This is a genomic window from Starkeya nomas (assembly GCF_902703545.1).
Taxonomy (GTDB): domain Bacteria; phylum Pseudomonadota; class Alphaproteobacteria; order Rhizobiales; family Xanthobacteraceae; genus Ancylobacter; species Ancylobacter moscoviensis.
Window position 1 is genome coordinate 3,968,288 of the sequence record NZ_CACSAS010000001.1, and the last position, 16,026, is coordinate 3,984,313.

Annotated in this window: 15 protein-coding genes and 1 pseudogene; 12 read left to right on the forward strand and 4 right to left on the reverse strand. The window is 66.6% G+C overall.

Going from position 1 to position 16,026, the window contains the following annotated elements:
• Window positions 1-9 precede the first annotated feature (9 nt).
• Window positions 10-1,314 carry a c-type cytochrome gene (locus tag STARVERO_RS18720; RefSeq protein ID WP_159600730.1) on the forward strand — a complete coding sequence of 435 codons (1,305 nt, stop codon included), beginning with the start codon at window positions 10-12 and terminating at the stop codon, window positions 1,312-1,314.
• 202 nt (window positions 1,315-1,516) lie between these two features.
• Window positions 1,517-2,002: a DUF4189 domain-containing protein gene (locus STARVERO_RS18725; protein WP_159601898.1), complete on the forward strand. Its 486-nt coding sequence runs from the start codon at window positions 1,517-1,519 to the stop codon at window positions 2,000-2,002.
• An 87-nt stretch (window positions 2,003-2,089) separates the two neighbouring features.
• Here STARVERO_RS18725 and STARVERO_RS18730 read toward each other — a convergent pair whose 3' ends face one another.
• Together STARVERO_RS18730 and STARVERO_RS18735 are read right to left on the reverse strand one after the other, a co-directional pair.
• Window positions 2,090-3,004: an SDR family oxidoreductase gene (locus STARVERO_RS18730; RefSeq protein ID WP_159600732.1), complete on the reverse strand. Its 915-nt coding sequence runs from the start codon at window positions 3,002-3,004 to the stop codon at window positions 2,090-2,092.
• 28 nt (window positions 3,005-3,032) lie between these two features.
• Window positions 3,033-3,773, reverse strand: a complete 741-nt coding sequence (locus STARVERO_RS18735; RefSeq protein ID WP_159600734.1) for an SDR family oxidoreductase — start codon at window positions 3,771-3,773, stop codon at window positions 3,033-3,035.
• A gap of 120 nt (window positions 3,774-3,893) precedes the next feature.
• Between STARVERO_RS18735 and STARVERO_RS18740 the strand changes: the two genes are divergently transcribed.
• The 6 genes from STARVERO_RS18740 (at window position 3,894) to map (ending at window position 8,288) form a co-directional block, all read left to right on the forward strand.
• On the forward strand, window positions 3,894-4,817 hold the full coding sequence (locus tag STARVERO_RS18740) for a LysR family transcriptional regulator (RefSeq protein WP_159600736.1): 924 nt from the start codon (window positions 3,894-3,896) through the stop codon (window positions 4,815-4,817).
• A gap of 93 nt (window positions 4,818-4,910) precedes the next feature.
• Complete coding sequence (locus STARVERO_RS18745; protein ID WP_159600738.1) at window positions 4,911-5,339, forward strand: lysozyme inhibitor LprI family protein; 429 nt, start codon at window positions 4,911-4,913, stop codon at window positions 5,337-5,339.
• Window positions 5,340-5,411: 72 nt separating this feature from the next.
• Entirely contained in the window at window positions 5,412-6,344 is a 933-nt protein-coding gene (locus tag STARVERO_RS18750; protein WP_159600740.1) for an AraC family transcriptional regulator, read from the forward strand.
• A 77-nt stretch (window positions 6,345-6,421) separates the two neighbouring features.
• Complete coding sequence (locus STARVERO_RS18755; protein ID WP_159600742.1) at window positions 6,422-7,171, forward strand: SDR family oxidoreductase; 750 nt, start codon at window positions 6,422-6,424, stop codon at window positions 7,169-7,171.
• A gap of 137 nt (window positions 7,172-7,308) precedes the next feature.
• Window positions 7,309-7,521, forward strand: coding sequence for a ParD-like family protein (locus STARVERO_RS18760; RefSeq protein WP_144341264.1), 213 nt, complete (start codon window positions 7,309-7,311; stop codon window positions 7,519-7,521).
• Window positions 7,518-8,288, forward strand: a complete 771-nt coding sequence (gene map, locus STARVERO_RS18765; protein ID WP_159600744.1) for a type I methionyl aminopeptidase — start codon at window positions 7,518-7,520, stop codon at window positions 8,286-8,288. The genes STARVERO_RS18760 and map overlap by 4 nt, the downstream gene beginning before the upstream one ends.
• Before the next feature lie 86 nt (window positions 8,289-8,374).
• Here map and STARVERO_RS23855 read toward each other — a convergent pair whose 3' ends face one another.
• Entirely contained in the window at window positions 8,375-9,448 is a 1,074-nt protein-coding gene (locus STARVERO_RS23855) for a transglycosylase SLT domain-containing protein (protein WP_244616820.1), read from the reverse strand.
• 139 nt (window positions 9,449-9,587) lie between these two features.
• Window positions 9,588-11,657: a sensor histidine kinase gene (locus tag STARVERO_RS18775; RefSeq protein ID WP_159600746.1), complete on the reverse strand. Its 2,070-nt coding sequence runs from the start codon at window positions 11,655-11,657 to the stop codon at window positions 9,588-9,590.
• A gap of 15 nt (window positions 11,658-11,672) precedes the next feature.
• On the opposite strand from STARVERO_RS18775, the gene STARVERO_RS18780 reads away from it, so the two are divergent.
• From STARVERO_RS18780 to STARVERO_RS18795, 4 genes and pseudogenes are all read left to right on the forward strand, one after another.
• On the forward strand, window positions 11,673-12,386 hold the full coding sequence (locus STARVERO_RS18780; protein WP_159600748.1) for a response regulator transcription factor: 714 nt from the start codon (window positions 11,673-11,675) through the stop codon (window positions 12,384-12,386).
• Between the two features lie 646 nt (window positions 12,387-13,032).
• A pseudogene (locus tag STARVERO_RS18785) lies at window positions 13,033-13,209 on the forward strand (autotransporter outer membrane beta-barrel domain-containing protein); the annotation flags it as partial.
• A 261-nt stretch (window positions 13,210-13,470) separates the two neighbouring features.
• Window positions 13,471-15,027, forward strand: a complete 1,557-nt coding sequence (locus tag STARVERO_RS23400; RefSeq protein WP_200837865.1) for a hypothetical protein — start codon at window positions 13,471-13,473, stop codon at window positions 15,025-15,027.
• Between the two features lie 120 nt (window positions 15,028-15,147).
• Entirely contained in the window at window positions 15,148-15,918 is a 771-nt protein-coding gene (locus STARVERO_RS18795; RefSeq protein WP_144341267.1) for a DUF6065 family protein, read from the forward strand.
• Window positions 15,919-16,026 lie beyond the last annotated feature (108 nt).

Sequence of the window (16,026 nt, forward strand, 5' to 3'; positions counted from 1 at the left end):
GGGAACGCCATGACGAAGCGGACCATCCTGCTCACGGCGGCCGCCCTTGTGGTCATCGGCGCCGCCGCCGTCGCAAGCGTGTTCTTCGGCGCCCTCGAGACGAGCGTGGTATCGAAGGACGTCGACACGCCGCTGAGCGCGCAGGAGATGCAGCGCCTCGCCGAGCGTGGCGCCTATGTGGCGGTCGCCGCCGACTGCTACGCCTGCCACACGGCGAAGGACGGCCCCGCCTGGGCGGGCGGGCTCGCCTTCGAGACGCCCTTCGGCACGCTCTACGCGACCAACATCTCGCCGGACAAGGAGCACGGCATCGGCGCCTGGACGCGGGCGGAGTTCCACCGCTCGGTGCGCGACGGCGTGGCCAAGGGCGGCCGGCACCTCTACCCGGCCATGCCCTACGCCTCCTATCGCGAGATGACGGCGGAGGACGTCGACGCCGTCTACGCCTTCCTCATGACGCGCGAGCCGATGCCGGTCCCGAACCGCGAGAACCAGCTCTCCTTCCCCTTCAACATCCGCCAGTCGCTGACCTTCTGGAACCTCGTGAACCTGCGGCGCTCGGGCTTCGAGCCGGATCCCGCGCGCTCGGAGGTCTGGAACCGGGGCCGCTACGTCGTCGACGCGCTGGCCCATTGCGGCGAGTGCCACACGCCGCGCAACCTGCTGCAGGGCATGAAGCCCGGCGCCTATCTCGAAGGCGCGGTGATCGAGGGCGTGGAAGCCCCCGACATCACCAAAGAGGGCCTCACGCGGATGGGCTTCGACCCGGCGACGCTCGCCGCCTTCATGAAATCGGGCGTCTCGGCGCAGGGCTCGATGACGCACCAGATGTTCGAGGTGGTCCATTTCTCCACCCAGTACCTGACCGACGACGACCTCAAGGCGATGGCCGCCTATCTGTTCGACCTCGACGCGATGCCGGCCACCTCCACGCCGCCGCCGGCGCCCGCCCCGGTCGACGTGGCGCCGCCGGTCGCCAGCGCGGCGCGCAGCACCTATCTCAATCTGTGCGCCGGCTGCCACGGCGCCGAAGGGCAGGGCATCCCGCATGTCGCCGTGCCCCTGTCCACCAATGCCTCGCTGCGCCTGGAAAGCCCGCGCAACTTCGTGCGCGCGGTGCTCAACGGCATCCCCGCCCAGCGCTTTCCCGGGCTGGAGCGCATGGAGGCGATGCCGCCCTTCGCCGACCTGCTCGACGACCGCGAGCTGGCCGATCTCACCAACTGGATGCGCGCCCGCTGGGGCGGCCGGCAGCCGGCCGTGACGCCCGAGGATATCGCGAAGCTGCGGGAGCGGGGACATGGGGGCTCCTGAGGCGGCCCCCGAGGGCGGCGGCTGAGGGCTGGCGCATCCTGTCCCAAAACGCGCGGAATAGAAGATACCTGCCGTAAAGTGAGGACCCCGGCTTGCCGGGGGACCGAACCACCCCCTACCGCTTTGAAGGTGCGGAATGCCGCGCCGGGCCCGACGAACGGGCGACGGCCGGCGAACGCGCCGACCGGGGGGTACGATCATGATGAAGAGCAAGACCGCCACCGCCGCGCTGGGCTTCCTCCTGGCCTTCGGCCAGGCCGGATGGTCGTCGGACCTGCCGACCAAGGCGCCGGCCGCCGCGCCGGTGGCGCAGTCCGGCATCTGGGGCGCCATCGCCTATTCGCGCACGGACGGCAAGCACGGCTTCTTCTGGGGTGCCGACAAGCGCCGCGAGGCGGAAGAGACCGCCTTCAAATATTGCGAGAACGCCGGCGGCAGGAGCTGCTCGGTCGTCACCGTGTTCCGCAATCACCGTCACTGGGACGACGATGACGGCAGCGGCTTCCCCTATAATCACTGCGCGGCGCTCGCCATCGACGCGCAGGCTTCGCCGCTGGCGCCGGCCAACGCCTCGACCCCCTGGGCGGCGGCGTCGGCCACCACGCGCAAGGCCGCCGAGGACAAGGCGCTGAGCAAATGCGACGCGCGCGGCAGCACCTGCAAGATTCGCGAGTGGGTCTGCACCTGAGACGCTGACGGCGGACATCGAGAAAGCCGGCGGGGAGGGGTTCGCGGACGAACGCCCGCCCCCCATCGGCGCTGCCGTCGCCGCCGCTCAGGCCGGCATCGCCGGCGTGAGCAGGTCGGACAGGCCGACCCGGCGCAGCATCTCCGCCCGCAGCCGGTCGAGCACCGCGAAGCCGACATCGGCGCCGTCCTGCGCCGGGTCGATATGGACCCGGAACGGCCGCTGGCCGAAGGGCGCGTCGACCACACGCACGATCGCCTCGGCCACCGCCGACACATCGGCATCCGGCGGCACGATCTCCGCGAACGCCTTCTGCACCTGCGCGCCGAAGCCGGCATAGGGCCCAGCCTCGTACTCGCCGGCCACCGCCTCGTCGGCCGGCGTGCCGGCATGGGCGAAGTGACGGGTGCCGGAGGTGAAGGCGCCGGGCACGATGATCGAGGTCTCGATGCCCCAGCGCGAAAGCTCGCGGGCATATTGCACGGCGATGGCGTCCATCGCCGCCTTGGCGGCGAAATAGGGCGCCAGATAGGGCGGCGTGCCGCCCGCCGAGCTCGACGACGACACCCACACCAGCAAGCCCCGCCGGCGCGCGCGCAGATGCGGCAGCACGGCGCGGTTGACCCGCTGCGTGCCGAGCACGTTGCTGTCGTAGAGCTGGGCGTACTGCTCCGGGGTGAAAGCCTCGGCCGGGCCGAACGCCATGTGCCCGGCATTGTGCACGAGCACGTCGATGCGCCCGGTCTCGGCGATCACCCGCGCCACCGCCGCGTCGACCGAGGGCTGCGACTGCACGTCGAGCTCGACGGCGCGCAGGTCCGCGCCGCTCTCCCCGGCGAGGCGGGCGAACGCCTCGGGCGTGCCGGCATTGCGCCCGGCGATGTCGCGCATCGAGGCATAGACGGTGTGCCCGTCCCGCGCCAAGGCTTCGGCGGTCAGCCGGCCGAAGCCGCTGGACGCGCCGGTGATGAGCACGATCTTGCGGTCCGTGCTGCGTTCCATGGGACTGTCCTTTCGCGTTCCGGGCCGCTCAGTCCATGCCGCCATTGGCGCGCAGGACCTGGCCGTTGACCCAGCCGCCCTCGGGGCCGGCGAGGAAGGAGACGACGGCGGCGATGTCCTCCGGCGTGCCCAGCCGCTCCAGCGGGTTCATCTTCGCCATGCGGTCGATCAGCTCGGGCGACTTGCCGTCGAGAAACAGCGCGGTCGCGGTCGGACCCGGCGCCACCGCGTTGACGGTGATGGAGCGCCCGCGCATCTCCTTCGACATGACCGCCGTCAGCGCCTCGACCGCCGCCTTGGTGGCGGAATAGACGCCGTATTTCTCCAGCCGCAGGCCGATGACCGAGGTGGAGAAATTGATGATCCGCCCGCCCTCGCGCAGCCGCTTGCCGGCCTCGCGCAGGGCGTTGAACGTGCCCTTCAGGTTGACCGCGACGTGGCTGTCGAACAGCGCGTCGTCGGCCTCCGCGATGGCGGCGAGCTTCATGATGCCGGCATTGTTCACCAGCACGTCGACGCCGCCGAACGCCGCCTCGGCGCTGTCGAAGACGCGGCGCACGGCGGCCGGGTCGCTCACATCGGCCTGCGCGGCGACCGCACGGCCACCCGCCGCCTCGATCTTGCGCACCAGCGCCTCGGCCTCCGCCGCGCCGCCCGCATAATTGACGACGACGACGAAGCCGTCGCGCGCCAGCCGCTCGGCCACCGCCGCGCCGATGCCCCGCGAGGCACCGGTGACGATCGCCACCTTCCGATCATCGGTGTTCATGATGTCCTCCATTGCTCGGTCGCCACCACGGCGACGGGGTGGATATGCCACCTGTCCCGGATGAGATAATCGCGTTAGTTTCGGTATTTCTATTCAATCAGAATGAACAATGGTGGCGCCATGGACCGCCTCGACGCGATGCGCCTGTTCACCCGGATCGTGGAGCGGCGCAGCTTCACCGAGGCCGCGCACGACATGGACGTGCCGCGCTCCACCGTGACCACCGTCATCAAGCAGATGGAGGAGCGGCTCGGCGTGCGCCTGCTCCAGCGCACCACCCGCACCGTGCGCCCGACCCTCGACGGCGAGGCGTGGTACCGGCGCTGCCTCGCCATACTCGACGACGTGGAGGACGCGGAGGGCGCCTTCGGCAATGCCGAGCCGAAGGGCATGCTGCGCATCGACGTGCAGGGGACCATCGCCCGGCACTTCCTCCTGCCGGGATTGCCCGATTTCTTCGCCCGCCATCCCGGGATCGAGCTGTCGATGAGCGAGCGCGACCGCTGGGTCGATCCGGTGCAGGAGGGCGTGGACTGCGTGCTGCGCTATGGCGAGCTGCCGGCGAGCGACCTCGCCGCGCGGCGGGTGGCGACGCTGGAGCGCCTGACCTGCGCCGCGCCTTCCTATCTGGAGCGCTTCGGCACGCCCGCCACCCTCGACGAGCTGGCCGGGCACCGCATCGTCGGCATCCGGCTCCTGAGCTCGGGCGCGCTGACGCCGGTCGCGTTCCAGGTCGGCGGCACGCTGCGCCGGATCGAGCTGCCGGCGCCCTTCTCCGTCACCGGGCCGGAGAGCTACCTGCTCGGCGTCCGGCTCGGGCTCGGCCTCGCCCAGGTGCCGCGCTTCCATGTCGAGAAGGAACTGGAAAGCGGGGCGCTGGTCGAACTGCTCGCCGACACCCCGCCGCCCCCGGCGCCGGTCTCGCTGCTCTATCCGCGCAGCCGCCAGCTCTCCCCGCGCGTGCGGGTCTTCCTCGACTGGGCCGCCGGCCGCTTCGCCGGCCATGGCGGGCCGGGCGATCCGCGCCGAGGCGCGGTCAAATAGACGAAGCAGGCGGCTGCGATTATCGTCCCGGCGGGATGCTTCGCCTCAGCATCTTCGTGCCCGTCTCGGCCCCGCAGGTGAAGGAAAACAGGGATGATCGCCGCTTCTGTCAAATTATCCGCATTCGCTATCACGATATCACTTCTTGCCGCGGGAACGGCGTCGCCTGTCCGGGCGTCCGATGACTGCGCGAATGCGAGCGCCCAGTCGACGATGACCGAATGCTACGGCAAGGCCCTCACCGCCATCGACAAGGAGCTGAACGAGAACTACCGCAAGATCGAGAAGCGGCTCGGCGACGATGCCGATACCCGGAAGCGGCTGGTCGCCGCCGAGCGCGCCTGGGTGGCGTTCCGCGACGCCGAATGCGGCTTCTCCACCTCAGCGGCGGAGGGCGGCAGCCTCTACCCGATGACGCTCGCCATCTGCCGGACGGAGCTGACGCGGCAGCGCAACGAGCAGCTCAAGGCCTATCTCGCATGCGAGGAAGGCGATGTGAGCTGCCCGGTGCCGCCGCAATAGCGCGCGGGCTGTCGACAGGGCGTTGTGGACGGCCTAGTAATCGGGAAGCCGAGATCATTATGGATCGTCCCGATGGATCCCCTGAGCGACATCATCGCGCTGCTGCGGCCCCATACCGCGATCTCCAAGCCGATCACCGGACGGGGCCGCTGGGGCGTGCGCTACGCCGCCCATGAGGCGCCCGGCTTCACCCTCATCCTGAAGGGCGAATGCTGGATTGCCTTCGAGGGCCGGGAGCCGATGGCGCTGCGCGAGGGGGATTTCCTCCTGCTGCCCTCCACCCCGGCCTTCACGCTGAGCAGCCATCCGGGCGTCGAGGGCGTGCCGCGCGCGCCGATGGAGGTGGCCGTCCGGCACGGCGAGGCGGAGGGCGCGGCGGACTTCGAATCGCTCGGCGGCACGTTCCGCATCGAGCCGGTCAACGCGCCGCTGCTGCTGGCGCTGTTGCCGCGCCTGATCCACATCCCCGCCGCGCACGGGCGGACCGGCCGGCTCGGCCGCATGATCGGGCTGATCATGGAGGAATGCGCCAGCGAGGAACCCGGCCGCGAGATGGTGCTCCAGCGCCTGCTCGAAGTGCTGCTCGTCGAGGCGCTCCGCTGGCACGGCATCGCGGCGGCCGACGGCCGGGCCGGGCTTCTCAGCGGCCTGCGCGACCCCGCCCTCGCCCGCGCCCTGCGCGCCCTGCATGCGGATGTCCGGGCCGGCTGGACGGTGGCGGATCTCGCCAGGATCGCCGGACAGTCCCGCTCCGCCTTCGCCGCCCGCTTCGGCGAGGTCCTCGGCTGCGGGCCGATCGAATATCTCGCCCGCTGGCGGATGGCGCTCGCCAAGGATGCGCTGATCCGGGGAACGAAGACGCTGGAAGGGATCGCCGACGAGATCGGCTACGAATCCGCCAGCGCCTTCAGCACGGCGTTCCGCAAGCGGCTGGGCTGCCCGCCGGGAAAATTCGCCCGCATCGGCAGCGGGGCCGTGCCGTTTTCTGGACAGTTGGAAATTTAATCTGGACTTCGAATTATGTATCGTCCGGTCATTCGGCCTTAACAAGGGACCCATCCCCAGAACGGATGGAGCTCCCGATGCCCACGATACTGATCACCGGCACCTCTTCCGGCTACGGCCGGGAAACCGCCCGCCGCTTCCTGGCCGAAGGCTGGAATGTCGTCGCCACCATGCGCACGCCGGACACGGATGTCCTGCCGCGTTCGGAGAGGCTGAGAATCCTCCCGCTCGACGTGACCCGCGCGGAGAGCATCGCGGCGGCCGTCGAGGCCGCGGGGCCCATCGACGCGCTGGTCAACAATGCCGGCATCGGCGTGGTCGGCGCCTTCGAGGCCACGCCGATGGCGCATATCCGCAAGATCTTCGACACCAACACCTTCGGCGTGATGGCCATGTGCCAGGCGGTGATCCCGCAGATGCGCGCGCGCCGGGCCGGGGTCATCGTGAACGTGACCTCGACCGTCACCCTCGCCGCCATGCCGCTGGCGGCGGCATACACGGCCAGCAAGCAGGCGATCGAAGGCTTCACCGGCTCGCTCGCCCATGAGCTCGGCCACTTCGACATCCGCGCCAAGCTGGTGGAGCCGGGATACGGCCCGACCACCCGCTTCGCGCAGAACACCGGCGTCCGCATCGAGGATCTCATCCCCGCCGCCTATGCCGATTTCGCGGCGCCGATCTTTGCCGGCTTCGCCCATCCGGCACTGACCACCAAGGAGACGGACGTCGCCGAGGCGGTGTGGGCCGCCGTCAACGACACGACCGGCCGGCTCCACTTTCCCGGCGGAGCGGATGCGGCGGCCCTGCACGAAGCCCGCTTCGGCTGAGAAGCGGGTTCCGGCGGACGCGGCCGTGGCCGGCTATCGGCGCGCCCGGCCGCCATCGCCGTTCCTTCGGCACGCCCTCTTGCCGCGCCGCTCGCGCGCATATATGGACTATATACGAAATATATAGGAGCGGTCGCGTGGGGATCGTCAATATCGAGGATGAGCTGCACGAGCAGCTGCGGCGGGCGAGCCGGGCCTCCTTTCGCTCGATCAACGCCCAGGCGGCGTTCTGGATCAGGATCGGCATGCTCTGCGAGCTGAACCCCGGCCTCACCTTCCAGGAGCTGGTGGCGCGCGAGCTGAAGGAGGCGGGCGTCGACGCCCGGGCTCTCCCGACGGCGGCGGCATGACGAAGACGCCGGCCGAAATCGAACTCCTCGCCGAGTCCGGGCGCCTGCTCGCCTCGGTGTTCGCCTATCTGGACGGGCAGCCGCTCGCCGGATCGACCACGCTACAGGTCAACGACCTCGTCGAGGCGTTCATCGTCGACCGGCTCGGCGCCCGGCCCGCCAGCAAGGGCCAGTACGGCTATGGCTTCGTGCTGAACAGTTCGAGGAACGAGGTCGTCTGCCACGGCGTGCCGTCGAAGGACGAGATCCTGCAGGACGGCGACATCGTCAATTTCGACATCACGCTCGAGAAGGACGGCTATATCGCCGATTCCAACAAGACCTTCCTCATCGGCAACGTCGCGCCGGCGGCGCGGCAACTCGTGCGCGCCACCTACGAGGCCATGTGGAAGGGTATCCGTGCCGTGCGGCCGGGAGCGCGGCTCGGCGACATCGGTCACGCCATCGAGCGGCACGCGAAGCGGAACGGCTATTCGGTGGTGCACGACTATTGCGGCCACGGCATCGGGCGGGAGATGCACGAAGCCCCGAATGTGCTGCATTTCGGCAAGCCCGGAACCGGCCTCGCCCTGCGCGAGGGCATGGTGTTCACGATCGAACCCATGCTCAATCAAGGGCGCCGGACGGTGCGGACCGAGGAGGACGGATGGACCGTCGTCACCACCGACGGGAAGCTCTCCGCGCAGTTCGAGCACACCGTCGCGGTGACGCGCGACGGCGTCCGCGTGCTGACGCTGCGCCCGGAGGAAGCACGGCCCGCCGCATGAACCGCGACGCCGGCCCGTCCTGAGGGATACCGGACCTTGTCTTCGGATGGCCGGAAGCCGCCGGGTGCCGTGAAGGCGCTCGCGGCCTATTCCTCGGCGGAGGCGGTACGGATCAGCGAACCGAGCATGCCCTTGCGCTTGGCCTCGTAGTAATAGCCGCTGGCATAGAGCATCACCGCCCGCTTCTCGTCACGGCCGGCGACCCGGTAGGCGTTGGCGAGATAGGCGACCGCGTAGGTCATGTTGGTGTTGGCGTCGAGCAGATCGCGCGGCGCGCCCCGGAAGCCGAGCCCGCGCGCGGTATCGACGCGGATCTGCATCAATCCCCAATAGGGCCCGTGGCGCTGGCTCGGATCGAACTTGCTCTCCCGCCAGGCGACACGGCGCACGAGCCGCGCGGGGACGTCGAAACGCCGGGCGTGGCGCTCGATCAGGGCTTCGATATGCGGGGGCGCGCGTTCGGCGGTCAGCCGGCCCCTGACGGGCTCGGGAGCGTCGTCGATGGGCGCCGCCGCGTTCCCCACGGGGGCCGCGACGTCCTCGCCGATCGCGTCCTCTCCGGTCGCATTCTGGCCGGTCGCGGCGTCACGCGACGGCGCCGCCTCTTCCGGCGCGGCTTCCACGAGCGCGGCCGGCACCGGCGCCGGTTCGGAGAGGCGCCTCGGCGGCAGCGGCGCCAGCGCGGCCATGACGATCTCGCGCTTCTCGACCAGCCGCTTCGGCGGCAGGGGGACGGACGAAACGATCGGGGCGAAGGAGCTCAAGGCGCCGGAGGGCAGGACCTGTGACGGAACCTGGGGCGGAGCGGCGATGCTCTGCTGGATCGCCTCGATCCCGGAGGTCGCCTGCGCGCGGGCGACGAACGTCCCGCCGGGCGAGGGCCGGCGCGGCGGATCGGTCAGCCACCCCGCATAGGAAGGAGCGACAAGACCCGTCGCATCATAGGCGGCAGGCGCGGAGAACCCGGCCGACATGGCCCCGTCGATCGAGGGCCAGACATTCCGGGGCGTCGCGGCGGAGGATTTCAGCAGCACGATGTGAGCCGGCCGCGCCGGCCCGGATTCAGCCGCGGCCCATGCCGGCGACGAGCCGGAGATCGGGCCGGAAAGGAACGCCCCCGCCAGCGCGAGCACCGCCGCCGCAGGGAATCTTCCGCCCATCCATTGCTGTGTCGTTCGCCATTCCACGCCGCGTCTCTAGCACAATTCGTTAACAGCCGAAACGCTGCGCACCGGCAACGGTCCCGCACGGTCCGGCCACAAGCTCCCGATCGCGTTGCAGATCGCCGGGGAAAGCGCGTTACGTGGTCAATGCCTCCGCCCCTTCGATGGGCAGCGAGAGGCAGAATGTCGAACCGTTCTTGTCGCTGGCGGCCAGCGTGAGGTCGCCGCCGTGCTGGCGGGCGATCTCACGTGAAATGTAGAGGCCCAGGCCGGAGCCGTTCGCCGGTTGGCCCACGGCGCGATAGTATTTCATGAATATGAACTCGCGATCGCCGGGCGCCACGCCGGTGCCCTGATCCGTCACATATACAAAAGCCACGCCTTGATCCGTCGACAGCCGTACCGTCACGGGACCCGGCGCGGCGGAGTATTTCATGGCGTTCTGGATCAGGTTCTGGACCGCGATCTCCAGCAGATTCCGGTCGCCTTTCACCGTGACGCCCCCACCGTCAATAAAGCTGACCCGTCCGGCGACATCGTCATCCAGCCCCGCTTTCACGGTGCGCAATACCTCGTTCACATCGACGGAGTCGGTCGTGGGAAAAGCTTTCTGTCCGCCATGGAGCCGGTCGCCGGCCAGGACGTTTTCGATCAGCAACGACATCCTCTTGACCGTCTGGCGGATCCGGGTGGTGCGTAGCCGGGTGTTGTCGGTACTGTCCACGGAAGACAGATTGTCCGCAGCGGCCGAGATCACGGCCAGAGGGCCGCGAAATTCGTGCGACACCAACGCCACGAAGTCCCGTTGCTGAGCCAGGGCGTCGTTCACTGCGTCCAGAGACTGTCTGAGCTTGAGTTCGAGCAGATGGCGCCGGTCCACTTCGGCGTTGAGCGAGGCGTTTCTTTCCGCGAGTTCCGCGGTCCTTTCTCGTACCTTCATGGCCAGCTGGCGTTCAGCCAATTGCGACACGGCGATGGTGCGATCCTTCTCTGCGTTCAGACTGAGCTCGGCAAATCGTGCGCGTTGCGCGACGGCGGCGCTCAGCAAGACAAGGTGGATCAAGGTTCCGATGGCCATGAACCTGGCCAGGGACGTGTCGATCTTGAACAGGTTGGTCCCGGCATATTGGCTTTGCATCACCAGACTGACGGTGATCACACAGGCAAACGCCAGCGCGGACAGCAGATATTGCCGCTGCTTCAGGACGATCAGCAGATAGAGCACGAACGCGGCGATGAAGAGATAGGATAGTTGCTGCAATCGTGAGACGAAAAATCCCACATCGCCATAGTGTCCTGCGATCGAAAATACCAGGGCGATGACATTGAGCAGGATAATGCCCTGAATGATACGCCAGGCCCAGATCCAGTGGCGGCGGAACTCGAAGAGTCTGGCGAGAAACCACACCATGACAATGCTATACAGGCAGACAATTGCGCCCCAGGCTCGATGAATAGATTTTGGTTCCAGAAACTGGAAAATCTCATCAGCATATCCGAGATGAAATATTGTCATCAATACGGATTCAACAAGGAGCGCCGCATAGAGAAGATACAGCGAATCCCTGAGCAGATAAGCGTAGAGCAGGTTCGCGAACATCATTGCGCCGACGGCGCCGAGCACGATGCCCATGATCCAGTTGTCGGAACGTCGATATTCCGCATATCCGTCCCTCTGCCAGATTTTCAATGCGGTGGTTATCGAGGTCATCGACTGGAATCGAATGTAGTATTCGGTCTCGGCGGATGAGGCGGGGATTGAAAAGAGGGTCGCATAGGCGCGAGGGGCGCCGTCATCTCCGGACAGATCGGTAGAGGGCAAGGTTACGAAATGCCCTGCCCTGTCGCGAACATAGAGCGCGACATGTTCGATCAGGGGCCGTTCTACCTGCAGCAGCCACCGATTGCGGGCCCCTGGGGCGGACAGCGAAAACCGGACCCAGATGGCGCCCTCTCGATAGCCCTCCGTGAGCATCGATGGAACGGGTTTGAACGGGATGTTCAAGCGCCCGGAGACGATGTCTTCGAGGGTGAGCACGCCGGAAGGGTCGTGAAGGACGGCGAGGTGGCCACTGAGTGAAACCGGAGCATCGACGCCGTCCGCCGGATCCAGCGTCAGTGCCCGTGACGTTTGTGTCGTCAGACATCCAAACAGGATGGACAGCGCAATGATTAGATGTAATCGAATACCTTGGAAGCGCTGCACTGGAGGATGCCGTTGATGATCGATGAAGTGTCCGAACAGGGCGGTAACGCGATCTCCCCCCTCGTTTATCTTGTCGATGACGACGGGGATTTTCGCGAGGAAATGGTTTTTGGCCTATCCAGGCTGGGCCTGGACGTGCACGGCTTTCACAGCGCTGCGGCCCTCTACCGGGCCTACGCCGCCAAGCCCTCCGACATCGTCATTCTCGACATCGGTCTGGACGGCGAGGATGGCCTGTCCATCGCGGCCCATTTGCGGGCTTCGCAATCGGTCGGGATCGTCATGGCGACGGCCCGAAGCTCCATAGACGACCGGGTGAATGGCCTCGAGAAGGGAGCGGACGCTTATCTGGTCAAACCCATCGATGTTCGGGAGCTTGCCGCCACCGTGGTCGCGCTCAACGAGCGCCTCGGCAGGCACCGCGCCCCTTTGCCGCCCCCAACGCCCCGATGGGCGCTGGTGGAAGGTGGCTGGGTGCTCACCGACGGCATCGGCCATCGTCTCCGCCTGACCACCTCGGAACAATGTTTCCTGGGGCGCCTGTTCAGTAAGCGCGGCGAGACCGTAGCGCGGCACGCTCTCGTCGAAGCCCTGGGCGCCGACGTCCATGACTTTAACTACGCGCACCTTGACACCATTGCGAGCCGCCTGCGTCGAAGGGCCGAGAAAGCCAACATGCGGCTTCCTTTGCATGCCGTTCGCGGGGTGGGCTTCGCCTTCACCGACTAGACGCGTCACCTTAAATCTCACCTAGAGAAAGCGTCCGTTCCACTTGATGTGGAGGACGATTCGCAGACTATTTCCGCCGATCCATCGGGTGTCAGCAAGTGTCATTATATGATATTATCTGCGATTGTTAATAATATCGAACAAAAATACATGAACAATGGGAGAAAAATTCGCGTTCTAGGCATGCGAAGGCAGAGATGCGTCGCGCACATCGCGAGATGGATGCCCGAACTTGCCAGTGTGGAGCGCGGAGCCATTTACTTGCCAAGCCTGGATTTAGCGAAGAATTTCGGTCTTCTCGGCGGGGCTGCTGCACGTGGCCCGGGTTCGTCGTCGGCCACGCCCCTGTTCTTCCCGGGGGCTCAGGTTGCGGGCCCGTCCGCGGGATCGGTTGTCCACCCGATCCGGCCTGAATTCCATGGCCCGCGAGCCATGCAGCTTCCGCCTTCGGAACAGTCTGGCCGCGGCGCCGTTCCGAAGCCTCCCTCAGCCTCCTCATAAATTCTTCAGCCGCCCGGCATCGGGACGGCGCGCTTTGTAATGGCGCCATGGCCCGGCTGCCCGCGACACCTCCACCGCACTCAATGATGCAGGTATCTAATGACCGTGCCGGCATCTATGCCGTCGACCGTGGAACGGGCGACACACCACCGGCTACGGTATCGGCGGGACCCTGACCTGGTACGGCAATAACGGCTTCTACGTCGACGGCCAGGCCTCGGTGACGTGGTACGAGAGCGACCTGAAGTCCGATCTGGCGGGTACCCTCGCCAAGAATCTCGACGGCCTCGGCTACGCCTTCTCGGTGGAGGCGGGCCGGCGCTGCGAGGGCAGCCCGTCTGGCCGATGGCATTGCGAACGGGAAAGTTAAGAGTACCCATAGTGTAACCGGCTGACTAGAACAGTCAGCGAGTGACAGTTAGTGACATTGTAAATAAGTATAAATATATATGATAATAAAGATGGAGCGGGAATGTCATTCCATCTGCGCTGTAGCGGAGCGTGGTGCGTAGGGGTGGCCGCCGATGAAGTTCCTGGTCGAGTAGAAAGCAAAATCATCCAGGGTCTCTAGGGGCGACTTACCATGCCTTTGAAAAGGGAATTGCGGCGCAGTTGCTCTGCGCTGGCGATTGTGTGCGTGTTGGGAATGGCCGGCCCGGTCTTCGCCCAGACGGCGTCGAACGAGGAATTATTCAAGCTTATTCAGGAGCTTCAGACGAAGCAGAGGGCTCTTGAAAACAAGCTCGGAGCCGCAAACGGCGAAATTGCGCGCCTCAAATCTCAACAGTCAAGGAACTCGGCATTCGCCGCGGCCCCGGCGGTTGGCGTCCAGACCGGAAGCATCGATTCCGGCCCGATCGGCTTCAACCCGCCGCCTGATCCGAGACGCGCCGTCAGTACGACAAACGTGCGCGTGGAAGCGGGCGGCGGCTACAACGGAGCCGGCTTCGGCGAGGTCGGCGGCTCACTCGCCGTCCCACTCGGCGACAGATACGGCTTCCAGATCGATGCTCTGGGTGGCATGGCCGAGGAAAACGGCATTGCCGGTGCGGCCGCCCACCTTTTCTGGCGCGATCCCGAGGTTGGCGCGCTCGGTCTTTACGGGAGCTACCTCTACGGCACCGCAGACTGGGGCTTCGACTCCAACGGCTTTGCCAATTCCGGAATGTACGATTTCAAGGGCGGCCTTGAAGGTCAGCTCTATCTCGGACAATTCACCCTGCAGGGTATCGTCGGCGTCGAGTGGAATAATTTCGGGAGCGGGGATGCCTTTGGCTATTATGGCCAGAGCGAAGCGCGCTTCTTCGACGACATCCGGCTGGCCTGGTACGCGACAGACGACTTCAAGCTGAGCATCGGCCATCGCTATACGAATGGCGCGAATCAGCTTGTCGGCGGCCTTGAATACCTGGCCGATTTTGGAGGGGGAACGGCGGCGTCACTGTTCCTCGACGCGTCGTATAGCACCGAGCGCCCGGATTACGGCTATTACGGCGATCATTACTCGGGCGACGACTTCACGGTTCTGGCGGGCATCCGGGTCTATTTCGGCTCGGGCAGCACGCCGGCGCCTTCGACAAGCACCGGTGGCTACTTCTCGAAGGAACACGGTTACATCCCGGCCAAGGCTCCCAGCCAGCCCGGTGGACGCTCGCTCAAGCAGCGGGATCGCGGCGATCTGATGCCGAGCTATCTCGGCTTCGACGTCGGCGATCTGCCGAAGGCACGGAAGGCGGCTGTCGTCGGTCTGCCCGGTGTGCCGGGAGCGCCGGGCAATCCTGGAACGCCTGGAACGCCTGGAACACCTGGAACGCCCGGCGCTGCCGGTGCGCCCGGTTCGGACGGCACTCCCGGTACGCCCGGCAAGGATGGTCTTCCCGGGACCCCCGGTTCGGACGGTACCCCCGGCACGCCCGGCAAGGACGGTCTTCCCGGTGCACCCGGTTCGAACGGTGATCCCGGCGCCCCCGGTGCGCCCGGCAAGGATGGTCTTCCCGGGACCCCCGGTTCGGACGGTCTCCCCGGTACACCCGGTTCGAGCGGCGAGCCCGGTACGCCCGGTCCGGAAGGGTCCCCCGGCGTCCCGGGCAGTCCTGGCCCGTCCGGTCCCCCCGGCCCTCCCGGACCTCCCGGTCCCTGAAGCTCCTGATGCCAGCGGCCGAAATCGAATGCAGCCGCTGGCGTGGCAGCACAATACGAGCAGCCCGTCTCGGTCGGGCGACGGGCTGCTCGACGCCCGATTTGATTGCGAAGGCTGACCATGACGGGACCAAAACTCGAGTGCTATGCGTTGCACGATCCTTCGCCGCAGCTGGTGGCGGCCGCCGCGGATCGGGACTGGATGGACGCGACCAACCAGCATTTCGCTTACCGCTGCACGCCCCTCTCCATTGCCAACGCTTCCGGGTGGGAGGTGCTGAATCCCGTCGGCTTCTCGGCCACCTGGACCGGATGGAACGGCAAGCAGGACGTCATTCTCCGCCCGCACGAGGCGGGCGTGAATCTGCGCCACACCGGGCTGTTCTTCGGCCACGGAATCCTGAGTTTCCACCCCGGCTATCTCTTCAGGACCGATCCCGACTGGACAATGTGGGTTCGTGGCTCTCCCAACCGTCTCAAGGATGGGATCCAGCCGCTCGACGGCATCGTCGAAACCGGCTGGCTGCCGTTCACCTTCACCATGAACTGGAAGTTCACGCGCCCCTGCACGGTGCATTTTGAGAAGGGAGAGCCCTTCTGCTTCATCACGCTGGTGCCGGCCGTCACGATCGAAAGCGTGCAACCGGTGATCCACCGCATCGCCGAAAATGCCGAACTGAACAGGGAATACAAATCCTGGACAAGCGAGCGGACGAAGTTCAGCGCAGCCATCGACCTCGGTGATCCCTTGGCCAATGAACAGAAATGGCAAAAGAACTATCTCGTCGGCCGCTCGCCGAGCGGTAACTCCGTCGCCGGCGACAATCACCGCGTGAAGCGCAACCTCAAGGCGCCCATCTGGGCCGACAAGCCGCCCGCGTCTGAAGACTGAGCCCGCTCTGGCCCAGCGGATGAGGCGCACCCCGCATTTCGGCCCGCGGGAGCTGGAAAAGCGGGGAGCAGGTCGCTCAGCGCCCCAGCCGACATCGGTACTTTGCCT